Origin of the sequence: Noviherbaspirillum aridicola, from assembly GCF_019656455.1 — a bacterium.
Classification (GTDB): domain Bacteria; phylum Pseudomonadota; class Gammaproteobacteria; order Burkholderiales; family Burkholderiaceae_D; genus Noviherbaspirillum; species Noviherbaspirillum aridicola.
In genome coordinates, this window is record NZ_BPMK01000010.1 from 19,970 (window position 1) to 41,312 (window position 21,343).

A 21,343-nucleotide genomic window follows, 5' to 3' on the forward strand; every position below is an offset into this window, starting at 1 on the left:
CATGTCACGCAAGTACTTTGGAACGGATGGCGTCAGGGGCAGGGTAGGCGAGCTGCCGATCACCCCGGACCTGGTGATGAAACTCGGCTATGCGGCGGGCAAGGTGCTCACGCAATCCGAAACCGCCAGCGGCCGGCCCGCTGTGCTGATCGGCAAGGACACCCGCATTTCGGGCTACATGCTGGAAGCCGCGCTCGAAGCTGGTTTCGCCGCCGCCGGCGTCGACGTCATGCTGGCCGGTCCGATGCCGACGCCGGCGATTGCCTATCTCACCCGCGCATTGCGCCTGTCGGCCGGCGTCGTCATCTCCGCCTCGCACAATCCCTATCAGGACAACGGCATCAAGTTCTTCTCCGCTTCCGGCAACAAGCTGCCCGACGCGGTCGAGGCGGCGATCGAAGCGCAGCTTGAAGAACCCATCGTCTGCGTCGGCTCCGAGCACCTCGGCCGCGCACGGCGCCTCAACGATGCCGAGGGACGCTACATCGAATTCTGCAAGAGTACCTTCCCCAACGAGCTCGACCTGCGCGGCCTGAAGATCGTGGTCGACTGCGCGCACGGCGCGGCCTATCACATCGCGCCGAACGTGTTCCATGAGCTGGGCGCGGAAGTCGTGGCGATGGGCGACAAGCCCAACGGCTTCAACATCAACGACGGCGTCGGTGCCACCGCGCCCGCGGCGCTGGCGGCGGCGGTGAAGGAGCACAATGCCGACCTCGGCATCGCGCTGGACGGCGACGCCGACCGCCTGATCATGGTCGATGCCACCGGACGCGTGTACAACGGCGACGAACTGCTGTACGTGATGGTGAAGGACCGCATGGCCAGCGCGCCGGTGCAGGGCGCGGTCGGCACGCTGATGACCAACATGGCGCTCGAAGTCGCCTTCCGCGAAATGGGTGTCGGTTTCGCGCGCGCCAAGGTCGGCGACCGCTATGTACTGGAAGTGCTGCAGGAGCGTGGCTGGCTGGTCGGCGGCGAAGGCTCCGGCCATCTGCTCTTCCTCGACAAGCACACCACCGGCGACGGCATCGTCTCCGCGCTGCAAATCCTGTCGGCGCTCAAGCGCAGCGGCAAGACGCTGGCCGACGCCACCGCCGATCTCACGCTGTTCCCGCAAAGCCTGGTGAACGTCAGGGTCACGCCCGGTTTCGACTGGCAAAAGAACAGCGCGGTGATCGCCGAGAAGGAAAGCGTGGAATCCGAACTGCGCGGCGACGGCCGCGTGCTGATCCGCGCATCCGGCACCGAGCCGCTGATCCGCGTCATGGTGGAAGCGCGCGATGCCGAAGTCGCGGGCAGGATGGCGCGCCGCATCGCGGACAAGATTACTGCCTGATACCATGCTTGCGCCGGCGGGCTTAAATTGACCCGCCTGCAATAGCCCGGTATGATGCTGCTCTTTCGGGGCGTAGCGCAGCCTGGTAGCGCACCTGATTTGGGATCAGGTGGTCGGACGTTCGAATCGTCTCGCCCCGACCAGGCAAAAAAAGGGTTGCAGCGATGCAGCCCTTTATCTTTTGTGGTGTGCGAGATGGGTGTGCGAGATGCAGTCGGCGGCGATGGGTGAATTGAAAGCCGCCTGCATTCAATGTAATATCCGCAAGCCTCACAGCGCATGCATTGCCGGCCCCTGCACTCGCAATGGAACCGGTGCCTGCGACTCACTACTCATTTGTGAGCAACGCTCATCTGCCCATAGCTCAGCTGGATAGAGCAACGGCCTTCTAAGCCGTAGGTCGCAGGTTCGACTCCTGCTGGGCAGGCCATCTTTCCGCTCCCGCTTCACGTACCGGTACCGATCTGCAGTCCTTCGCGGTGCCGGCATGTCTCCTGATAGGTTTCCGCGGCGCGCTGCGCTTTCTGCCGCGCGCGCGGCGCACGCTTTCCCGCCGCCGCCGCGGCATCCTGTTCCGCCCAGCGCAGCTCGCGCGCGAGTCTTACGCAGCGCCGCTCTCGCACGGCCGCGGCACGCGCCGCGCGCTGCTGCTCCTTGTCGAGCCGCGCTTCGTGGCGACGGCGGTTGCGCTGCATTTCACGCACTGCCTTCTTGTCCTGCTCGAGTCGCTTGTCGGCATCGGCCGGCGGCGCTTTTCCCTTTTCCAGCCTGAGGGGTGCGGCGCCGGGACAGGGCGTGTCGCTGTAGACGGTGACGCCGCCTTCATCGCACTTGAATGCGGCAGACGCCGGCAGTGCCCACGCGCTCAGCAGCAGGATGCAGAGCAGCCGGCGCATCGGTCAGATGACCTTCCCCGGGTTCATCAGGTTATGCGGGTCGAGCGCCTGCTTGAGGGTGCGCATCAGGGACAGCTCGACCTCCGACTTGTAGCGGCGGATTTCATCGCGCTTGAGCGCGCCGAGGCCGTGTTCGGCGGAGATGGAACCGCCGAAGCGGTTGACGCTGTCGTGCACGACGCGGTTGATTTCCTCCTGGTGCGCGATGAAGGCGTCGGGGGAGCCGTTCTCCGGGGGAGAGACGTTGTAGTGCAGGTTGCCGTCGCCGAGATGGCCGAAGGTGACCATGCGCGCGCCGGGGAAGGCCTGCTCGACGAGGACGTCGGTGTCGCGGATGAAGTCGCCGATGCGCGAGATGGGCACCGAGACGTCGTGCTTGATGTTCTTGCCTTCCTCGGCCTGGGCGAGCGGGATGTGCTCGCGCAGGTTCCACAGCGCCTTCGACTGCGCGATGGACGAGGCGACCACCGCGTCCTGGATCAGCTCCCGCTCCAGCGCTTCCGAGATCACGGCTTCGAGCAACTGGTTGGCGTGCTCTTCCGATTCGCTGTCGGACAGCTCGAGCAGCACGTACTGCGGATAGGACTGCGGGAAGGGCAGGCGCATCTGGGGGAAGTGCTTGGCGACGAGCTGCAGGCAGAAGTCGGACATCAGTTCGAAACCGGTGAGGGCGGCGCCGCAGCGTTCCTGGGTGAGCGAGAGCAGGGCGAGCGCGTCGTCCGGCGAGCGCATCGCGGCGAACGCGGTGAGCTGCGCCTGCGGTTGCGGGAAGATCTTGAGCACGCAGGCGGTGATGATGCCGAGCGTGCCTTCGGCGCCGATGAAGAGGTTGCGCAGATCGTAGCCGGTATTGTCCTTGCGCAGGCCGCGCAGGCCGTCCCAGACTTCGCCCTGGGCGGTCACGACTTCCAGGCCGAGACAGAGGTCGCGGGTGTTCCCGTAACGCAGGACCGCGGTGCCGCCGGCATTGGTGGCGAGATTGCCGCCGATGGTGCAGCTGCCTTCGGCCGCCAGCGACAGCGGGAACAGGCGGCCGGCATCGGCCGCTGCATTCTGCACGGCCTCGAGCACGCAGCCGGCTTCGACCGTCATCGTGTTGTTGATGGTGTCGACGGCGCGGATGCGGTTCATCCGGGCCAGCGAGAGGACGATCGCGGCGCCGCTTTCGTCGGGCACGCTGCCGAGCACGAGGCCGGTGTTGCCGCCCTGCGGCACGACGGGTACGCGGTGCTCCTGGCAGAGGCGCACCAGCGACGCCACTTCCTCGGTGCTGCCGGGACGGACCACGGCGCGCGCGCTGCCGGTGAAGCGGCGGCGCCAGTCGGTGAGATAGCCGGCCATGTCGGTGCCGGTCAGGACGTTGGCCGCGCCGACGATGGCGCGGCATGCATCGAGAAAATCAGTCATTTGGAAGCCTTCTGGATCGCTTGCTGCGCGAGTTTTTTCGCGGCTTGCTTGTAGGGGCGCAGGTACAGCAGGACGCAGGCGAAGAACACAATGCCGAGCCCGGTTTCGACCCAGCCCAGGGTCGCGGAAAAGCCGGGGTCGCTGGTCGCGCGGACCAGGCCTTCGGCCAGGTAGAGCAGGATAAGCAGCGACGACCACTGCATGGTGTAGAGATCGCGCTTGAGCACGCCGCGCAGCGGCAGCAGCAGCGGTATCACTTTCAGCACCAGCCAGGAGCCGCCCGGGCGCAGCGGGGCGAGCACCAGTTCCCAGGCGACGCACAACAGGATCAGCGCGACCAGGCTGACGGCGGTGCCGTAGTAGAAGACTTGTTGGGCGCGGCCTTGCATCATCGTTCCTTCAGTTTCAGTGCGGCCCCGGCAAGCCGTTTGCCGAGTGCGATCGTCAGCGCGCGCGTCTCTTCGGACAGCGGTCTTTCTCCATTGGCGCCGGCCCAGTGGCTGGCGCCGTAGGGGGTGCCGCCGCTGGCGGTGGTCATCAGCGCGGGATGGGTGTAGGGCAGGCCGAGCATCAGCATGCCGTGGTGCATGAGCGGCAGCATCATCGACAGCAGCGTCGCTTCCTGGCCGCCGTGCAGGCTGCCGGTGGAGGTGAAGACGCAGGCCGGCTTGTCGGCGAGGGCGCCGGACAGCCACTCCGCGGAGGTGCCGTCGAGGAAGTATTTCAGGGGCGCCGCCATGTTGCCGAAACGGGTGGGGGAGCCGAGCGCCAGCCCGCCGCATTGCTCGAGGTCCGATGGTTCGACGTAGGGCGCGCCTTCGTTGGGAATGGGCGGCGCCGTGGCTTCGGCGACGGTGGATACCGGCGGTACCGTGCGCAGGCGTGCCTCGCAGCCGGGGACGCTTTCCACGCCCTGGGCGATGAGTTCGGCCATCTTGCGCGTGGCGCCGTGTCGGGAGTAATAGAGGATGAGGATGGGGAGCTCGGCTTGTTTCATGCTTGGTATTATAGGGGCCTTTTGCAGTCGCGCTTCCGACCCTGCCGCTGCCTCCGACGACCGCAACATGCATTCATTCAAGCTGCCGATCTTTCGCAACTTCCCGCTCGACGACGTGCGCGGCCTGTTGCGCTTCGCGGGCCGGCGGCTCAACGAGGAACGGCTGCCGCAGGTGGCCGCCAGCCTGACCTTCACCACCGTGCTGGCACTGGTGCCGATCCTGACCATCGCGTTCGCGATCTTCACCACCTTCCCGCTGTTTAACACCTTTCGCGGCGCGCTCGAGGCGTATTTCATCAAGAGCCTGATGCCCAAGGGGATTGCCAACAACATCCTCGGCTACCTGAACCAGTTCGCCAGTAAGGCCAGCCGGCTGTCGGCCTTCGGCGCGTCGGCGCTGCTGCTGACCGCGGTGGCGATGATGCTGACGATAGACCGTGCCTTCAACCAGATATGGCGGGTGAAGAACGCACGGCCGTTCTGGCAGCGGATGGTGACTTACTGGGCGATCATGACCCTCGGCCCGCTGCTGATCGGCGCTTCGATCAGCTTTTCTTCGGATCTGTTCGCGGCGGGCAGCTGGCTTGCGGACCGCTTTCCGGTGATGGGCTCCCTAGCGTCGACGCTGCTGTCGGTGCTGCTGACCACGGCCGCCTTCACGCTGCTTTACGTGGTGGTGCCCAATCGGCACGTGGACTGGCGCGACGCCGCCTGCGGCGGCTTGCTGGCGGCAGTCGCCTTCGAGGTCGCCAAGCGGGTGTTCATGATCTTCATCACCAACGTGCCGGCCTACCGGGTGATTTACGGCGCCGTCGCGGCGCTGCCGCTGTTCCTGCTCTGGCTCTACCTGTCCTGGCTGATCACGCTGGTGGGCGCGGTGCTGGCGGCCGCGCTGCCGATCGTGAAGTACGAGCGCTGGTGGCACGTGCCGAGTCCCGGCGGTGCCTTCATGGATGCGATGGCGATCCTGCGCGTGCTGCACGAGCAACGGACGCATGCGGCGACTTCGGCGGTGGACACGCGCACGCTGCGGGCACGCACGCGCATCGGTTTCGACGAGGCGGAAACCCTGCTCGGGAAGATGCTGGAGGCGGGCTGGGTAGGGCGGATCAGGCAGGATGGCGGCAAGCGCCTGCAGTTAGGCAAGGCCCTGCCGCACGGAGCGGACCACTGGACGCTGCTGGCCAATCCCGACCAGCTCAAGCTCGCCGATGTCTACCGGCTGTTCGTCTTCAACGCCACCGGCAGCGGCGGGCTGGCGAAACAGGTCGAGGCGGCCGTCGAACGCGGGCTCGACGAGAGCCTCGCGAGCCATTTCGGGCGCGACCGGGTGAAGGCGGTCGCCTGAGCCTCAGCTCAGAAGCTGTCCTGGCCGGTCAGCATCTGCCAGTACATCACCCAGTCCCCCATGAACGAGTAGAGCGGGTGCCGGAAGGTGGCCGGCTGGTTCTTCTCGAACGCGAAATGGCCGATCCAGGCAAAGCCGTAGCCGCCGACCAGCGCGCCCAGCAGCCACCAGAAATTGCCGGTCAACAGCAGCGCGCCGAGGCAGAACAACGCCAGCGACGATCCGATGAAGTGCAATTCCCGGCAGGTGCGGTTCGAATGCTCGCTGAGATAGACCGGATAAAACTCGGCGAACGATGCGAATTCCTTCTTGATGGTTTCGGCCATGTCTTCCTCCGTTGTTTCCGCGCTTTCAGATTAGGCGTCGCCCATTGCCGGTGCAAGCCTCGCTGAAAAGCCGTACAGGCGGTCGAGCACGGCATCGGGTTGCTCGGCCATCAATTGGTGGCCGCAATCCTCGATGAAGTTCACTTCCGCATGCGGCATCGCGTCAATCAGCCGGGACGCGGCCCTGGGCGGCGTCATCTGATCCCGTTTTCCAAGCAGGAACATGGTCGGGCATTGCACGCCCGCGGCCGAGGTTGCGCCCGCCGCGTAGGCGTTGCAGGCGGAGAAATCGGTATGAAAGACCCTGGCCGGGTTGCGCGACGACACGTACTGCATCAGCCGGCGGCTGCCGCCCATGACCCAGAAGCCGGGGCCGGGGCTGGACGGCTTTTGGGCCAGCGTGCTGTGGGACCAGATGTTGACCATGTCGATCGCATCCTGCTCGCGTTCCAGCGATGCCTCGAGCAGGGCCGGCGAGACCTTCATCGGCCACGCGGTGCCGACCATGGCGAGGCCGGCCACGCGCTGCGGCGCGCGGTACGCGGTTTCGAGCGCGATCAGCGAGCCCATGCTGTGGCCGATCAGGACCGCGCGCCGGGCACCGGCGGCATCGAGGCAGGCAAGCAGCCAGTCGGCCATGGCTTCGACTGTGGCGAGCGGCGCGCCGCCGCTCCTGCCGTGGCCCGGCAGGTCCACCGCCAGCACGCCGAAGCCGTGGTGCGCGAAATAACGGGTCTGCAGCCCCCACACCGAGTGATCGTTCTGCGCGCCGTGAATGAAGACCGCGGTCGGCAGCGCGGCATTGAACTCCTTGCCGCCGGTGTAGCAATAGGCGTCCTCGCCATGTACCTTGAGCAGCATCTCAGGCTCCTTTCTGGGCGGCCCGCAGTCCGCGGCCGAGGTCTTCGATCAGGTCGCCGGCATCTTCCAGGCCGACCGACAGGCGCATCGTGCCTTCCGCGATGCCGGATGCGGCGAGCTGTTCGGGCGGCACCCGGAAGTGGGTGGTGGAGGCGGGGTGGATGACGAGCGACTTGGCATCCCCCACGTTGGCCAGGTGGGAAAAGATCTTCAGCGCTTCGACGAAGCGGCGGCCGGCCGCGCGGTCGCCCTTGATGTTGAACGAGAACACGGCGCCGCAGCCCTTCGGCAGCAGTTTTGCCGCGAGCGCGTGGTCGGGGTGCGATGCCAGCTCGGGATAGGCGATCGACTCGACGGCCGGATGCGAGGCGAGGAACTCGACGACCTTGCGGGTATTGGCGACGTGGCGGTCCATGCGCAGGCCGAGGGTCTCGATGCCCTGCAGGATGGCGAAGGCGTTGTGCGGGCTCATCACGGCGCCGAAGTCGCGCAGGCCCTCACGCCGGGCGCGCAGCGAAAACGGCGCGACGCTCGATTCTTCCGCGAAGACCATGCCATGAAAGCCTTCATACGGCTCGCAGAGCTCCGCGAAATGCCCGGTCGCCTCATAGGCGCGCTGCCAGTCGAAGCAGCCGCCGTCGACCAGCAGACCGCCGATGGCGGTGCCGTGGCCCGACAGGAACTTGGTGGCGGAGTGGAAGACCAGGTCGGCGCCGTGATCGAAGGGGCGCAGCAGATAGGGAGTGGTGAAGGTGGCGTCCACCATCAGCGGCAGGTGATGCTCATGTGCGACCGCGGCCACTTCGGGAATGTTGAGCACATCGAGGCCGGGGTTGCCGAGGGTTTCGCCGAACAGCACTTTGGTGTTCGGCCGGATCGCATTGCGCCAGGCGTCCAGATCGCGCGGATCGACGAAGGTGGTCTCGATGCCGAAGCGCTTCATCGTGTAGGCCAGCAGATTGTGCGAGCCGCCGTAGAGCGCGCGCGACGCCACCACGTGGGAACCGGCGCCGGCAATGGTGGACAGGCCGAGATGCAGCGCGGCCTGGCCGCTCGCGGTCGCGATGCCCGCGACGCCGCCCTCGAGCGCGGCGATGCGTTCCTCCAGCACGGCATTGGTCGGATTCGAGATGCGGGAGTAGACATGCCCGGCGCGTTCCATGTTGAACAGCGAGGCGGCATGGTCGGAGTCCCGGAAGACGAATGACGTGGTCAGGTAGATCGGGGTGGCGCGGGCGCCGGTGGCGGGATCGGGTGCGGCGCCGGCATGCAGCGCCAGGGTATCGAACCCGGGGTAGTTGGGGTCGCTCATCGTTATCTCCTCCGGAGCTTGTTCTGTATCAGCGGGCTTGTCGAGGGCTCATCCTAGCATCGAAAGCATGTGCAGGCAGTCGCCGCGGCGACAGGCGGCGAGGACGAGCGCTGGATTTTTGTGCCCGCTTACGCTACATTTCCAAAGCTATAACGATACCTCCATCCGGAAAATTCATGAAAGTCTCCGAAATCCTGCAAGTCAAGGGCGACATCCTCTACACCGTGACGCCCGACACGCCGATGGCGGTGGCCGCCGATACCATGGCGGAGAAGGATATCGGCTCGCTGGTGGTGATGGAGTTCGGCGAACTGGTCGGCATGCTGACCTTCCGCGAAGTCATCAAGAGCGTCCACGCCAACAAGGGCAGCATCGGCACCGACACCGTCCGCAGGCACATGGACGACCATCCGATCACGATCACGCCCGAAACCGAGATCAACGAAGTGCGGCGGCTGATGCTGGAGAACCATGCACGCTATGTCCCGGTGGTCAACGCGCGTACCCTGCTCGGCGTGATCTCGTTCTACGACGTGGCCAAGGCGGTGGTCGAAGCCCAGAGCTTCGAGAACCGGATGCTCAAGGCCTACATCCGCGACTGGCCGGTCGAGAAGGATGAATAAGCCCGCCGTCTGCTCGTAGGGCGGACGATGCAACGAGGCCGGTCGATCGACCGGCCTTTTTCGTGTTTGTCACGCATCTGCCGGCTGCCGGAATCAGGCGGATGCGGGAAGGGTCTCGTCTTCGCTCTTGCGCATCGGCGCGAGCATCGGCAGGCTGAGGATGAAGGCACTGCCATTGCCCGGCTCGCTCTGGACCCTGATCCGGCCGCCGAGCACGCCGGTGACGATGTTGTGGGTGATATGCAGGCCCAGCCCGGAGCCGCCGGCGCCGAGCCGCGTGGTAAAGAAGGGATCGAAGATGCGGTTCAGGTTCGCCGCGGGAATGCCGGCACCGTCGTCGCGCACGACGAGTTCGACCCAGCCGTTCTCGGCGGTCGCGGAAATCAGCACGGCGCCGGATGCACGGTCGCCGAAGGCATGCAGCAGCGCGTTGTTGACGAGATTGGTGAGCACCTGCCCGAGCGGCCCCGGATAGCTGTCCATCTGCAGGGAGGCGGGGATCTCGTGGCGCACCGCGACATTGGTCTTTTTCAGGGTGGGCCAGAGCGTCAGCATGATCTCGGACACCAGTTCCGCGACCAGGAACTTGCGGCGCTGGGAACTGGTCTGGTCGACCGCCACCTGCTTGAAGCCGGCGACCAGGTCGGCGGCACGCTGCAGATTGCGCAGCAATATCTCGCCCGCGGTCCGGGCATCCCCGATGTACGCCTCCAGACTGGAGCGTTTCAGGCTGTTGGCGTCATAGCTGGCGGACAGCGCCCGCGCCTGGTCGGCCAGCGTGCTTGCCACCATCAGGCTGTTGCCGATCGGCGTGTTGAGTTCGTGGGCGATGCCCGCCACCAGCGAGCCGAGCGCCGCCAGCTTTTCGCTGCGCACCAGTTCTTCCTGTGCCATGTGCAGCGTCTCCAGGGTCGCCGCCAGTTCGCGGTTGGCCTGCTGCAGTTCCTCGGTCCGGGCCACGACGCGATGCTCGAGATGGGCGTTGAGTTCCAGGATCTCGCTTTCGGCGCGGTTGCGTTCCAGTTCCGCTGAGGCTCTTTCGCTGAATACCTGCAGCAGCGAGCGCACGAGATCGGGATTGCCCAGGTGATCGACATGCATGACGGCCAGCACGCCAATGGTATTGCCCGCCGCATCCCGCAGCGGCGCTCCGGCGTAGCTTTGCCAGTCGCTGTCCGCCAGCGGCGCACCCTCCGGGAACCGGTGCCGCGGGCTGCCTTCCGTCAGGGTGATGTCGCCGCCCAGCGCCCGCTCGCAGGGCGTGCCGCGGCTGGCGTAGCTGAAGTTGGGCACGGATTCGCCGCGCAGATGCGCGGCAATGGTCGACAGTCCGGCCTGATCGGTTCTGTCGCGCAGAGCGATGAACGCGCAGTCGGCGCGCAGCGCCGAGGCGAGATCGGCGACCAGCAGGTCGAAAAACGCTTCCCCGGCGATGTCGCGCGTGCCCTGGGCCAGCCGCAGCAGCACGCGGTCGGCCTCGGCCTTCTGCTCTTCCAGCAGCCGCTGGTCGGTGACGTCGCGGATGACGGCCAGCATGAAGGACTCGCCGCCCACCTCGAACACGCTGGCATTGGTGAGGCAGCGCCGCAGATGGCCGTGCTTGGTCCGCATCTGCCATTCATGGTTGCGCACCGTGCGCTGCGCCGCAAGCTGATGAAACAGCACGGTGCGCTGCCGCGGTTCCGCCCACAGGCCGAGCCCGATCGCCGTCTTGCCGACGACCTCGTCGCGCCGGTAGCCGGTGAGCCGCTCGAAAGTCTGGTTGACATCGATGAGCACGCCGTCGGCGACCCGCGCTAGCGAGACGGAATCCGGATTCGACTGGAACGCCGCGGCGAATTTCGCCTCGGACAGCGAGAGGGCTTCCTCGGCGCGGCGTTTCTCGGTGATGTCTTCGGCGATCGACAGCAGCCGGTCCGGCCGCCCGCTCTCGCCGGTGATGCGGGCGTGGCTCCACTGGCAGGCAATCACGCGCCCGTCGGCGCGCCGGTTCTCCGCGACGTAGCGGCTGCCGACGCCGTTCTCCAGCCAGCGGCGGAAGCGCACATCCACGCCTTCCTGGCCGCCGTCGGCAATGATGAAGCTGGCGTGGCGGCCCATCGCATGCTCGCGCGGATAGCCGAAAATCTTTTCGGCCGCGTCATTCCATTCCGCCACCCGGGAGCCGGCATCCCATTCGATGATGGCGATCGGGCTGCGCTCCACCAGTGCCCGGTAGCGCTCCTCGCGTTCATGCAGTTCCTGCTCGACCCGCTTGCGCTTGTCGATGTCTTCTTCCAGTTCCCGGTTCTTGTGGTCGAGTTCGGCGAACACGCGGCGCAGGCTGAGGCGGGTGTCTTCCAGGCGCCGCCCCAGCAGGCCGATCTCGTCCAGCCGCTGCCAGCTGAACGGCGTCTCCAGTTCGCGGTTGGCCAGCCTTTCGGCGCCCATGCCCAGCTTGTGCAGCGGGCGCACCAGGCGTTTCTCGAGCAGCACGAGAATCAGGGCGATGGAAACCGCCGCCTGCGCCAGCACGGCCGCGATCGAGCCGAGCAGCTCGCTCGTCATCTGCTGCCGCAGCCGTTCGCTGCTCACCTCCACCTTGACCGAGCCGATGGTCGTGCCGTTGTAGACGACCGGCTGCTCGGTCGCGAAGCTGCGGCCCCCGGGCGGGGGCGGGCGCTGTCCGGCGACGAACAGGCCGAGCGCGCTGTCGCGCACCTCGATGCGGATGATGTCCTCGTTGCGCAGCATCATCGCTTCCACCAGTGCGTTGCCGCTCTCCTGGTTGATGTTCCAGAGCGGTTCCTGCATGCCGTTGGACAGGATGTCGGCGTTCTGGCGCAGCATCTCCTCGGTCTGGCGCTGGATGCCGTCGGTGTACTGCCGCAGCCAGGAATAGCCGCTGATGAGCAGCACCGGCACGAGCAGTCCGAGCACGACCGTCAGCACGATTGCCTTGCGGAGGGTCAGACTGCGTTCGGTGGCCATGAGAGGAGTCTCGAGCGCTTCGCGCGTCGCAAAAGAAGATCAGCGCGGGGAGCTCAGCCAGGACATCAGCTGGTCGATGGCCATCGGCCGCGCGAACAGGTAACCCTGCGCAAGCGGACAGCCGAGCTCGCGAAGGATCTGCGCCTGGTGCTCGTCCTCGACGCCTTCGGCGACGATGGACATGCCGAGGTTGCGGCCCAGTTGCACCACCATCTCGGCGATGCTGCTGCCGCGGGTGGAGGCGCTGATCTCGGTGACGAAGCTGCGGTCGATCTTGAGCCGGTCCGCGCGCAGGCGCTGCAGATGACTGAGCGAAGAGAAGCCGGTGCCGAAATCGTCGATCGCGATGCTGACGCCGGTGCTTTTAATCTGGTTGAGCAGCTCGATCAGCGCATCGGGTTCTTCCATCGCGATCGACTCGGTGATTTCCAGCTCGAGGCAGTGCGGCGGGGCGCCGGTCTCCGCCAGCACCGCGCGCAGCATGTCGAGGAAATGGGGATCGCGGAACTGCACCTGCGAGACGTTGACCGACATCGTGAAGCCGGCATGGCCGGACCGGTGCAGGCGGACCAGCTGGGTACAGGCTTCGCGCAGCACCCGCGCGCCGATCTCGATGATCAGCCCGGAGTATTCGGCGATCGGTATGAAGCGGTCCGGCGGCACGAATCCGCCGTCGGCGATCTTCCAGCGCAGCAGCGCTTCCGCGCCGACCGGGCGGCGGCTGTCGAGATCGATCTGCGGCTGGTAAACCACGAACAGGTCCTGGCGCCCGACCGCGGCGCGCAGCGCGTGCATCAGGCGCACGCGCTCGCGGATGTCGACGCCCATGCTGCGCGAGAAGTACAGGTGGCCGCCTCGCTGGCGCAACTTGGCGCGCTTGAGTGCGATGTCCGCGTCCTTGAGCGCGTCGGCCGATCGGCCGTCGTACTCGGCCAGCCGCAGCAGGCCGGCGGTCGCCGATACCTGCACATGCTGGCCGTCGATGCTGAACGGCTCGTCGAACATCGCGAGCAGGTTTTCCGGCGTCACCAGGCGCGCGTCGCCGATGACGCCGAAGGTGTCGCCGCCGACCCGTCCCACGGTCATGTGGTCGCCGAACTGCGCCTGCAGCCGGCCGGCCACGCCCAGCAGCAGCAGATCGCCGAACTGGTGTCCGAGCGCGTCATTGGTTTCCGAGAAATGGTCGATGTCGACCAGGGCCAGGGTGGTATCGCTGCGATGTTCGGGTGCGAGCGCCTGCTCGAGCAATTCCTTGAGCCGCGTCCGGTTGGGCAGCCTGGTCAGCGAGTCGTAGAAGGCCGACTTGTGCAGCCGGCTCACCAGCAGCACGTTGTCGAGCCCGACCGCGATATTGCGGCAGAAGACGTCCAGCAGACGCTGACCGAATTCCGGCACGGGCGCCGGGGTGTCGAGATAGGCGCCGAAGCGGCGGCTGGCGTCGCCGCCGAAATAGAGCACCGTCGCGCGTTCGGCGTAGATGCTGCGGCGCTGCGACAGCGCCTGGGCGAGCAGGGCCGAAATCTGGCCGCTTTCATCCTGGTAGAGGCCGTGCCTGGCGATTTCCGCCAGCCGCCCGACGGCGGCGACGACCACCGGCGGAGCGTCTCCCCCCAGGGTTTCCTGCATGCAGATCAGGCCGCTCGGCTCGCAGTCGAGCAGGGCGGCGACCTGCGACAGCACGCCGGCGGCGAAGTTGTCGAGTCCATGCAGCGCCATCAGCTCGGTGCTGGCCTGGACGATGCGGTCGAGCCCGCGGCGGCTGGCATTGATCGCGCAGATCTGCTCGTAGGAGCGGATGGCCGCCGTCAGCGTCGTGTAGAGCTTCACCCGGGTGAGTTCGGACTTGGTCTTGTAGTCGTTGATGTCGAAGTCGCGGATCGCGTCCAGCTCCGGCGCATAGCCGGGCTGGCCGGTGCGCAGGATGATGCGCACCTCGCTCAGCTTGAGCTCCTCGCGGATATGGCGCACCAGCTGCAGGCCGGCGTCTTCCTGCTCCATGACGACATCGAGCAGCACGACCGCGATGTCGCGCTCGCGCGCCAGCAGTTCGCGCGCCTGGCCGGCGGAGTAGGCATGCAGATAGGAGAGCGGCCTGCCCTGCATTTCCACGCCGTTCAGGGCAAAAGTGGTCGCCGCATGGACGTCGGCGTCGTCGTCGACAATCATCACGCGCCAGGCAGGGCGTTGTTCGTGCCGGTCGCCGACCGTGTCGGCGCGGGTCGTCTCGTCTAGAAAGACGAGATCGTCGGAGGACGCTGCGGGTCCCGTCATTTCTGTCTCCGGCGTCCGGGTTGGTTCATCTCAAGAGTCGAGGATAGTGCGAAAACGGCTGCTGCGGGCGCCCCGCGCGCCGGACGCGCGGACCTGCAGCTTGTTGCCCCTTGCGGATGGTGCACGATAATTCGCGGTCTTGCAATGCAGCAGCAGATTGCCTGACGGCGACGGGCGGTTTACGCCTCTTTCCGGTGCGTCGGCGCGACGCCGCCGGAAATGAATTCCTTGCCGCGCAGGCAATACGCTAGAATCTTGCTTTCCTCCGCCAATCCGCATCCCTTTCCTATGTCAGGCAATACTTTCGGTACGCTTTTCTCGGTAACGACCTTTGGCGAGTCGCATGGCGCGGGCATCGGCTGCGTGGTGGACGGCTGCCCGCCGGGCATGCCGCTGACCGAAGCCGACATCCAGCCGGAGCTGGACCGGCGCCGCCCCGGCACGTCGCGCCACGTCACCCAGCGGCAGGAGCCCGACACGGTTGAGATCCTCTCCGGCGTGTTCGAGGGCAAGACGACCGGCGCGCCGATCGCTCTGCTGATCCGCAACCAGGACCAGCGCAGCAAGGACTACGGCAACATCCTCGACACCTTCCGGCCGGGTCACGCGGATTACACCTACTGGCACAAATACGGCATACGCGACCCGCGCGGCGGCGGACGCTCGTCGGCCCGTCTGACCGCTCCCGCGGTGGGCGCCGCCGCGATCGCCAAGAAATGGCTGAAGCAGCAGTACGGCACGACGTTCAGGGGCTGCATGAGCCAGCTCGGCGAAATCGCGATCCCCTTCGAATCCTGGGACCACGTCCCTGCCAATCCCTTCTTCGCCGCCAATGCCTCCATCGTTCCCCGGCTGGAGGAATACATGGATCAGCTGCGGCGGGACGGCGACTCCTGCGGCGCGCGCATCGACGTGGTCGCCCAGAACGTGCCGGTCGGGCTGGGCGAGCCGATCTACGACAAGCTCGATGCCGACATCGCCTACGCGATGATGGGCATCAATGCGGTCAAGGGTGTCGAGATCGGCGCCGGCTTCCGCTCCGTGGCGCAGCGTGGCAGCGAGCACGGCGATGAACTCACGCCCGAGGGCTTCGTCGGCAACAATGCCGGCGGCGTCCTCGGCGGCATCTCGACCGGCCAGGACATCACCGTCTCGATCGCGATCAAGCCGACGTCGAGCATCCGCACGCCGCGCCGTTCCATCGACAAGGCTGGCAACCCGGTTCCGGTCGAGACCTTCGGCCGCCACGATCCCTGCGTCGGCATCCGCGCCACGCCCATCGCCGAAGCCATGCTCGCGCTGGTGCTGATGGACCATGCGCTGCGCCATCGCGCGCAATGCGGCGACGTCCGCGTCGATACGCCTCGCATCCCCGCGGGCACTGACCGCTGATAGCCCGAAGCGGGCAGGGCGGCGAACGCCGCCGGCCCGCCGCCTTCCTTGCCTGATCGTCATCCGTCTATGCAGTATTCCGGCCTGAGCGGGCAGTGGTTCAGCTTCGCGCTGTTCTATTTCGCCTATTACGGTTACATCGGCATCTTTTCTCCGTATGCCAGCCTGTACTTCACCGACCGCGGCATGAGCGCGGCCGAGGCGGGCGTGCTCATGTCGCTGATGCAGGTCATGCGCATCTTCGGGCCGGCGCTCTGGGGCTGGGCCGCCGACGCCACCCAGCGCCGCGACCTGGTGCTGCGCGCAACCGCGGCAGCGGCGTCGGTCGCCTTCATCGGCATGTTCTTCGGGCAGAGCTTCGTCCAGTTCTTCCTCATCATGGTGGCGATCAATCTGTTCACCAGTGCCCAGAATCCGCTGGGCGAGGCGCTGATGCTGTCGGCCATGCGCGGCGATCTCACGCATTACGGCCGGCTGCGGCTCTGGGGCTCGGTCGGCTTCATCCTTGCGGTGATGCTGTCCGGCCCCTTCCTCGACCGCTACGGTATCGGCGTCATGCCCTGGATCGCGCTCGGTCTGCTGGTGCTGATGTTCGGCGCCAGCCTGCGCATGCACGAGGATGCGCATGCGCCGTCGATACGGGAGGCGCCATCGGTGCGCGCGCTGCTGCGCAGGCGCGAAGTGATTGCCTTCTTCGCCTCGACCTTCCTGATGATCGCCGCCCATGCGTCGCTGTACGTGTTCTATTCGCTCTACCTTGCGCAAATCGGCTACAGCAATACGGTGATAGGCTTGATGTGGTCGCTCGGCGTGGCGGTGGAAATCCTGTTCTTTTTCTATCAGGCACCGCTGTTCCGGCGCTTCGGCGTCGAGAAACTGATGCTGGCCAGCCTGCTGCTGGCGGCGCTGCGCTTTCTGCTGATCGGTTTCGGCGCGGCGTCGCTGCTGCTGCTGGTGCTGGCCCAGGTGCTGCATGCCGCCACCTTCGCCGCCCACCATTCGGCATCGGTGGCGACGCTGCAGCGCTGGTTCGCCGGTCCGCTTCAGGCACGCGGGCAGGCGCTTTTCACCAGCATCTCCTACGGCCTCGGCGGCACCCTGGGCGGGCTGGTCATGAGCCTGTTCTGGGATAGTTTCGGCGCCCGTGCAGTCTATCTGGCGGCGGCCGTGTTCTCGCTGGCCGGCGCGGCAGCGGCCGCCTGTTCGTACCGCTGGCACCCACAACATCAAGAGGAGAGGACATGAAGGCTTCCAAGGCAGTGTTCCCGGTGTTCCTGAAGCGGCTGGCCGGCGCGGCGGCGCTGTCCCTGCTGGCCGCGTGCGAGACGGTGCAGACCACGCAGGGCGGCGTGGTCGGCGTCGAACGCCAGCAGCGAATGGCGGTCTCCGCCGGCGCGCTGGAAGAGGCGGCGCAGGGCGAGTACGCCAAGGTGATCGCGCAGGCGAAGCAAAAGGGTGTGCTGAACCAGAATCCCTCCCATGTCGCCCGGGTGCGCGCCATCGCCAACCGGCTGGTGCCGCAGACCGCCAATTTCCGGCCCGATGCCCGGTCCTGGAACTGGGAAGTCAACGTGCTCAGCTCGCCCGAGGTCAATGCCTGGTGCATGCCTGGAGGAAAAATCGCGGTGTATTCCGGCCTGATCGAAAAACTCCAGGTCACGGACGATGAACTGGCGGCGGTGATGGGGCATGAAATCGCCCACGCGCTGCGCGAGCATGCCCGCGAACGGGCCTCGGAACAGATGATCGCCAGCGGCGTCGTCAGCGTCGGAGCGGCCCTGCTGGGTCTCGGCGACATCGGGCAGAAGGGCGCCGAGTTCGCGTACATGGGGCTGGTCGGCCTGCCCAATTCGCGCCGCCACGAGACCGAGGCGGACCGCGTCGGCATCGAACTCGCCGCCCGCGCCGGCTACGACCCCCGCGCGGCGATCTCCTTGTGGCAGAAGATGGGCCAGGTGGCCGGCGGCGAGCAGATCAAGTTCCTGTCGACCCACCCCACGCAGGCCGACCGCCTCAAGGACCTGACCAACTATTCCCAGCGCGTGATGCCGCTCTACCAGCAGGCCAAGCGCTGAATCCCGCATTGCCGTCTGTTGCGCAATTGGCAAACGCCCGCCGCGAGCGGGCGTTTTTCATTCTGCGGAGCGCGCCGCCGCGCGTGTTTTGCGTCGCACAACTATGGCATAATCCAAGGCTCTTTTCACTGTCTTGCGCAGTCTCAAGCGCCCAGCAACATGGCCAAAACGCTCTACGACAAACTCTGGGAATCGCATGTCGTGCACACCGAAGAAGACGGCACGGCGATCCTCTACATCGACCGCCACCTGGTGCATGAAGTCACCAGCCCGCAGGCCTTCGAAGGCCTGAAACTGGCGGGCCGCAAGCCGTGGCGCGTTTCCGCCAACCTCGCCGTGGCCGACCACAACGTGCCGACCACCGACCGCGCCGGCGGCATTGCCGACCCGGTCTCCCGGTTGCAGGTGGAAACGCTGGATGCCAACACCCGCGAGTATGGCCTGACCTATTTCAGCATGCGCGACAAGCGCCAGGGCATAGTCCACGTGATCGGCCCCGAGCAGGGCGCGACGCTGCCCGGCATGACGGTGGTCTGCGGCGATTCCCATACCTCGACCCACGGCGCCTTCGGCTGCCTCGCCCACGGCATCGGCACCTCCGAGGTCGAGCATGTGCTGGCCACCCAGACGCTGCTGGCGAAGAAATCCAAGGCGATGCTGGTGCAGGTCGACGGCGCGCTGCCGTTGGGCGTCACCGCCAAGGACATCGTGCTGGCCGTGATCGGCAAGATCGGCACCGCCGGGGGCACCGGCTACGCGATCGAATTCGCCGGCTCCGCCATCCGCTCGCTGTCGATGGAAGGCCGCATGACGATCTGCAACATGGCGATCGAGGCGGGCGCCCGCGCCGGCATGGTGGCCGTCGACGACACGACGATCAACTATGTGAAGGGCCGTCCCTTCGCGCCCGTCGGCCCGCACTGGGACCGCGCGGTCGAGTACTGGCGCACCCTGCATTCCGACCCCGGCGCGCGTTTCGACCTCGTCGTCACGCTCAACGCCGCCGAGATCCTGCCCCAGGTCACCTGGGGCACGTCGCCCGAGATGGTGGTCGCCGTCGACGACCGCGTGCCCGATCCCGACAAGGAAAAGGATCCGGTCAAGCGCGACGCGATGGAAAAGGCGCTGGTCTACATGGGCCTCAAGCCGAATACCGCGATTGCCGACATCCGCATCGACAAGGTCTTCATCGGGTCCTGCACCAATTCCCGCATCGAGGATCTGCGCGCCGCGGCCGCCGTCGTGCGCGGCAAGTACCGCGCCTCCAACGTCAAACTGGCGATGGTCGTTCCCGGCTCCGGCCTGGTCAAGGAGCAGGCCGAGCGCGAAGGGCTGGACAAGATATTCAAGGAAGCCGGTTTCGAATGGCGCGAGCCGGGCTGCTCGATGTGCCTGGCCATGAACGCCGACCGGCTCGAGCCGGGCGAGCGCTGCGCTTCCACCTCGAACCGCAATTTCGAGGGTCGCCAGGGGCAGGGCGGACGCACCCATCTGGTGTCTCCGGCGATGGCCGCCGCGGCGGGCATCAGCGGACATTTCGTCGACGTGCGCGCACTGCGCTGACGCCGCCGGCGTGATCGTGCAAGGGAGAAAAACATGAAGAAAATCTTCGCGCTCATGATGTCGGTCCTCGCTCTCGCCGCCTGCAATACGGTGCAGGGCGTGGGCAAGGATGTGCAGAAGGTGGGCGAGGCGGTCGAAAACGCCGCAAAGCGATAAGCAGGCTGGGCAGTAACACAGGACGCCGCGCAAGCGCGGCGCGAAAGACAGGACCATGGAAAAATTCACTGTACACGAGGGCCTCGTGGCGCCTCTGGACCGCGCCAACGTCGACACCGACGCCATCATTCCCAAGCAGTTCCTCAAGTCGATCAAGCGCTCCGGCTTCGGTCCGAACCTGTTCGACGAATGGCGCTATCTCGACCACGGCGAGCCCGGCATGGACAACTCGAACCGTCCGCTCAATCCGGACTTCGTGCTGAACCAGCCGCGCTACCAGGGCGCGTCCATTCTGCTGACCCGCAAGAACTTCGGCTGCGGCTCCTCGCGCGAACACGCGCCCTGGGCGTTGCAGCAGTACGGTTTCCGCGCCATTCTCGCGCCCAGCTTTGCCGACATCTTCTTCAACAACTGCTTCAAGAACGGCCTGCTGCCTATCGTGCTGAGCGAAGCGCAGATCGACCAGCTCTTCAACCAGGTGAAAGCGTTTCCGGGCTACCGGCTGCGCGTGGACCTGAATGCGCAGACGGTGTCGACCACCGACGGCGCCGCCAGCTTTGCGTTCGAGGTCGATGCCTTCCGCAAGTACTGCCTGCTCAACGGCCTGGACGATATCGGCCTGACGCTGCGTCATGCCGACAAGATCCGCGCCTTCGAGGAGCGGCATCTTGCCTCCCATCCCTGGCTGGCCAACACGATCTGAATCTGAACGGATAAGAACAGCATGAAAATCGCAATCCTGCCGGGCGACGGCATCGGTCCCGAAATCGTCGAACAGGCCGTCCGCGTCCTCAACGCCCTGGACGAGAAGTTCGAAATGGAAACCGCGCCGGTCGGCGGCGCCGGTTACGAGGCGCATGGACATCCGCTGCCGGAAGGCACCCTGAAACTGGCCAAGGAAGCCGATGCCGTGCTGTTCGGTTCGGTGGGCGACTGGAAGTACGACACGCTGGAGCGCCCGCTGCGCCCGGAGCAGGCGATCCTGGGACTGCGCAAGAACCTCAACCTGTTCGCCAACCTGCGTCCCGCGATCCTGTATCCGGAACTCGCGGGCGCCTCCACGCTCAAGCCCGAGGTCGTATCCGGGCTCGACATCCTGATCATCCGCGAGCTGACCGGCGACATCTACTTCGGCCAGCCGCGCGGGGTGCGGACCGCGCCCGACGGCGCCTTCAAGGGCGAGCGGGAAGGCTTCGACACCATGCGCTACGCCGAAACCGAAATCCGCCGCATCGCGCACGTCGCCTTCCAGGCGGCGCGCAAGCGCGGCAAGCGCCTGACCAGCGTCGACAAGGCCAACGTGCTCGAGACCTTCCAGTTCTGGAAAGACATCGTCACCGACGTGCACAAGGACTATCCGGACGTGGCGCTGGACCACATGTATGTGGACAACGCCGCCATGCAGCTGGTGCGGGCGCCGAAAAAATTCGACGTCATCGTCACCGGCAACATGTTCGGCGATATCCTGTCGGATGCCGCCGCCATGCTGACCGGTTCCATCGGCATGCTGCCGTCGGCCTCGCTGGATGCGCACAACAAGGGACTGTACGAGCCGTCGCACGGCTCCGCGCCCGACATCGCGGGCAAGGGTATCGCCAATCCGCTGGCGACCATCCTGTCGGCGGCGATGATGCTGCGTTATTCGCTGAACAAGGCCGAACAGGCCGACCGCATCGAGGCGGCGGTCAAGCGGGTGCTTGCGCAGGGGCTGCGCACGCCGGACATCTATGAGGAAGGCACCACGAAGGTCGGCACCCGCGAAATGGGTGACGCGGTCGTCAGGGCGCTGGCCTGAACTGTTTATTGA

General features: G+C 66.2%; 19 protein-coding genes and 2 tRNA genes. 12 read left to right on the forward strand and 9 right to left on the reverse strand.

Annotated elements, in window-relative coordinates:
• Nucleotide 1 precedes the first annotated feature (1 nt).
• The 3 genes from glmM (at nt 2) to NCCP691_RS12195 (ending at nt 1,769) form a co-directional block, all read left to right on the forward strand.
• A complete protein-coding gene (glmM, locus tag NCCP691_RS12185) occupies nt 2–1,339 on the forward strand; it encodes a phosphoglucosamine mutase (RefSeq protein ID WP_220808663.1) in 1,338 nt (445 codons plus the stop codon).
• A gap of 66 nt (nt 1,340–1,405) precedes the next feature.
• A tRNA-Pro gene (locus NCCP691_RS12190) sits at nt 1,406–1,482 on the forward strand.
• 210 nt (nt 1,483–1,692) lie between these two features.
• Nucleotides 1,693–1,769: transfer RNA gene (locus NCCP691_RS12195), tRNA-Arg, on the forward strand.
• 16 nt (nt 1,770–1,785) lie between these two features.
• Here the strand turns inward: NCCP691_RS12195 and NCCP691_RS12200 are convergent.
• The 4 genes from NCCP691_RS12200 to wrbA are packed head-to-tail and all read right to left on the reverse strand — an operon-like array spanning nt 1,786 to nt 4,639.
• Complete coding sequence (locus tag NCCP691_RS12200; RefSeq protein ID WP_220808665.1) at nt 1,786–2,235, reverse strand: DUF4124 domain-containing protein; 450 nt, start codon at nt 2,233–2,235, stop codon at nt 1,786–1,788.
• A 3-nt stretch (nt 2,236–2,238) separates the two neighbouring features.
• On the reverse strand, nt 2,239–3,642 hold the full coding sequence (locus NCCP691_RS12205; protein WP_220808667.1) for an FAD-binding oxidoreductase: 1,404 nt from the start codon (nt 3,640–3,642) through the stop codon (nt 2,239–2,241).
• Nucleotides 3,639–4,031 (reverse strand): DUF2069 domain-containing protein, encoded by a 393-nt coding sequence (locus tag NCCP691_RS12210; RefSeq protein ID WP_220808923.1) that lies wholly within the window; start codon nt 4,029–4,031, stop codon nt 3,639–3,641. The genes NCCP691_RS12205 and NCCP691_RS12210 overlap by 4 nt, the downstream gene beginning before the upstream one ends.
• On the reverse strand, nt 4,031–4,639 hold the full coding sequence (gene wrbA / locus NCCP691_RS12215; RefSeq protein WP_220808669.1) for an NAD(P)H:quinone oxidoreductase: 609 nt from the start codon (nt 4,637–4,639) through the stop codon (nt 4,031–4,033). The genes NCCP691_RS12210 and wrbA overlap by 1 nt, the downstream gene beginning before the upstream one ends.
• A gap of 67 nt (nt 4,640–4,706) precedes the next feature.
• Between wrbA and NCCP691_RS12220 the strand changes: the two genes are divergently transcribed.
• Nucleotides 4,707–5,987 carry a YihY family inner membrane protein gene (locus NCCP691_RS12220; RefSeq protein ID WP_220808671.1) on the forward strand — a complete coding sequence of 427 codons (1,281 nt, stop codon included), beginning with the start codon at nt 4,707–4,709 and terminating at the stop codon, nt 5,985–5,987.
• A gap of 8 nt (nt 5,988–5,995) precedes the next feature.
• Here NCCP691_RS12220 and NCCP691_RS12225 read toward each other — a convergent pair whose 3' ends face one another.
• From NCCP691_RS12225 to NCCP691_RS12235, 3 genes are read right to left on the reverse strand one after another with little or no spacing between them, the layout of a single operon-like run.
• The gene (locus NCCP691_RS12225; RefSeq protein ID WP_220808673.1) at nt 5,996–6,313 is read right to left on the reverse strand and encodes an Mpo1-like protein; all 318 of its coding nucleotides are present in this window, start codon (nt 6,311–6,313) and stop codon (nt 5,996–5,998) included.
• A gap of 30 nt (nt 6,314–6,343) precedes the next feature.
• Complete coding sequence (locus NCCP691_RS12230) at nt 6,344–7,174, reverse strand: alpha/beta fold hydrolase (protein WP_220808674.1); 831 nt, start codon at nt 7,172–7,174, stop codon at nt 6,344–6,346.
• Between the two features lies 1 nt (nt 7,175).
• Nucleotides 7,176–8,486, reverse strand: coding sequence for an O-acetylhomoserine aminocarboxypropyltransferase (locus tag NCCP691_RS12235; protein WP_220808675.1), 1,311 nt, complete (start codon nt 8,484–8,486; stop codon nt 7,176–7,178).
• A gap of 176 nt (nt 8,487–8,662) precedes the next feature.
• Between NCCP691_RS12235 and NCCP691_RS12240 the strand changes: the two genes are divergently transcribed.
• Nucleotides 8,663–9,109, forward strand: coding sequence for a CBS domain-containing protein (locus NCCP691_RS12240; protein WP_220808677.1), 447 nt, complete (start codon nt 8,663–8,665; stop codon nt 9,107–9,109).
• Nucleotides 9,110–9,202: 93 nt separating this feature from the next.
• On the opposite strand, the gene NCCP691_RS12245 is transcribed toward NCCP691_RS12240, so the two are convergent.
• Entirely contained in the window at nt 9,203–12,079 is a 2,877-nt protein-coding gene (locus tag NCCP691_RS12245) for a PAS domain S-box protein (protein ID WP_220808679.1), read from the reverse strand.
• A 39-nt stretch (nt 12,080–12,118) separates the two neighbouring features.
• The gene (locus tag NCCP691_RS12250) at nt 12,119–14,350 is read right to left on the reverse strand and encodes a putative bifunctional diguanylate cyclase/phosphodiesterase (protein WP_373870355.1); all 2,232 of its coding nucleotides are present in this window, start codon (nt 14,348–14,350) and stop codon (nt 12,119–12,121) included.
• A gap of 288 nt (nt 14,351–14,638) precedes the next feature.
• Here NCCP691_RS12250 and aroC point away from each other — a divergent pair, with 288 nt between their 5' ends.
• From aroC to leuB, 7 genes are all read left to right on the forward strand, one after another.
• Nucleotides 14,639–15,742: a chorismate synthase gene (gene aroC / locus NCCP691_RS12255; RefSeq protein ID WP_220808682.1), complete on the forward strand. Its 1,104-nt coding sequence runs from the start codon at nt 14,639–14,641 to the stop codon at nt 15,740–15,742.
• 69 nt (nt 15,743–15,811) lie between these two features.
• Nucleotides 15,812–16,987: an MFS transporter gene (locus NCCP691_RS12260; protein ID WP_220808683.1), complete on the forward strand. Its 1,176-nt coding sequence runs from the start codon at nt 15,812–15,814 to the stop codon at nt 16,985–16,987.
• Entirely contained in the window at nt 16,984–17,817 is an 834-nt protein-coding gene (locus tag NCCP691_RS12265; protein ID WP_220808685.1) for a M48 family metallopeptidase, read from the forward strand. Before NCCP691_RS12260 ends, NCCP691_RS12265 begins: the two co-directional genes overlap by 4 nt.
• A 159-nt stretch (nt 17,818–17,976) precedes the next feature.
• Nucleotides 17,977–19,380, forward strand: coding sequence for a 3-isopropylmalate dehydratase large subunit (gene leuC, locus NCCP691_RS12270; RefSeq protein WP_220808687.1), 1,404 nt, complete (start codon nt 17,977–17,979; stop codon nt 19,378–19,380).
• 33 nt (nt 19,381–19,413) lie between these two features.
• On the forward strand, nt 19,414–19,536 hold the full coding sequence (locus NCCP691_RS12275) for an entericidin A/B family lipoprotein (protein ID WP_220808689.1): 123 nt from the start codon (nt 19,414–19,416) through the stop codon (nt 19,534–19,536).
• 55 nt (nt 19,537–19,591) lie between these two features.
• Nucleotides 19,592–20,239, forward strand: a complete 648-nt coding sequence (gene leuD, locus NCCP691_RS12280; RefSeq protein WP_220808691.1) for a 3-isopropylmalate dehydratase small subunit — start codon at nt 19,592–19,594, stop codon at nt 20,237–20,239.
• 21 nt (nt 20,240–20,260) lie between these two features.
• Nucleotides 20,261–21,331, forward strand: coding sequence for a 3-isopropylmalate dehydrogenase (gene leuB, locus NCCP691_RS12285; protein WP_220808693.1), 1,071 nt, complete (start codon nt 20,261–20,263; stop codon nt 21,329–21,331).
• Nucleotides 21,332–21,343: the final 12 nt, after the last annotated feature.

Coding starts and splice junctions, on each gene's coding strand:
- leuB (WP_220808693.1), top strand. CDS start 20,261: ATGAAAATCGCAATCCTGCCGGGCGACGGCATCGGTCCCGAAATCGTC.
- NCCP691_RS12200 (WP_220808665.1), bottom strand. CDS start 2,235: ATGCGCCGGCTGCTCTGCATCCTGCTGCTGAGCGCGTGGGCACTGCCG.
- glmM (WP_220808663.1), top strand. CDS start 2: ATGTCACGCAAGTACTTTGGAACGGATGGCGTCAGGGGCAGGGTAGGC.
- NCCP691_RS12250 (WP_373870355.1), bottom strand. CDS start 14,350: ATGACGGGACCCGCAGCGTCCTCCGACGATCTCGTCTTTCTAGACGAG.
- leuC (WP_220808687.1), top strand. CDS start 17,977: ATGGCCAAAACGCTCTACGACAAACTCTGGGAATCGCATGTCGTGCAC.
- NCCP691_RS12240 (WP_220808677.1), top strand. CDS start 8,663: ATGAAAGTCTCCGAAATCCTGCAAGTCAAGGGCGACATCCTCTACACC.
- NCCP691_RS12220 (WP_220808671.1), top strand. CDS start 4,707: ATGCATTCATTCAAGCTGCCGATCTTTCGCAACTTCCCGCTCGACGAC.
- aroC (WP_220808682.1), top strand. CDS start 14,639: ATGTCAGGCAATACTTTCGGTACGCTTTTCTCGGTAACGACCTTTGGC.
- NCCP691_RS12225 (WP_220808673.1), bottom strand. CDS start 6,313: ATGGCCGAAACCATCAAGAAGGAATTCGCATCGTTCGCCGAGTTTTAT.
- NCCP691_RS12275 (WP_220808689.1), top strand. CDS start 19,414: ATGAAGAAAATCTTCGCGCTCATGATGTCGGTCCTCGCTCTCGCCGCC.
- NCCP691_RS12245 (WP_220808679.1), bottom strand. CDS start 12,079: ATGGCCACCGAACGCAGTCTGACCCTCCGCAAGGCAATCGTGCTGACG.
- NCCP691_RS12230 (WP_220808674.1), bottom strand. CDS start 7,174: ATGCTGCTCAAGGTACATGGCGAGGACGCCTATTGCTACACCGGCGGC.
- NCCP691_RS12260 (WP_220808683.1), top strand. CDS start 15,812: ATGCAGTATTCCGGCCTGAGCGGGCAGTGGTTCAGCTTCGCGCTGTTC.
- wrbA (WP_220808669.1), bottom strand. CDS start 4,639: ATGAAACAAGCCGAGCTCCCCATCCTCATCCTCTATTACTCCCGACAC.
- NCCP691_RS12210 (WP_220808923.1), bottom strand. CDS start 4,031: ATGCAAGGCCGCGCCCAACAAGTCTTCTACTACGGCACCGCCGTCAGC.
- NCCP691_RS12205 (WP_220808667.1), bottom strand. CDS start 3,642: ATGACTGATTTTCTCGATGCATGCCGCGCCATCGTCGGCGCGGCCAAC.
- leuD (WP_220808691.1), top strand. CDS start 19,592: ATGGAAAAATTCACTGTACACGAGGGCCTCGTGGCGCCTCTGGACCGC.
- NCCP691_RS12265 (WP_220808685.1), top strand. CDS start 16,984: ATGAAGGCTTCCAAGGCAGTGTTCCCGGTGTTCCTGAAGCGGCTGGCC.
- NCCP691_RS12235 (WP_220808675.1), bottom strand. CDS start 8,486: ATGAGCGACCCCAACTACCCCGGGTTCGATACCCTGGCGCTGCATGCC.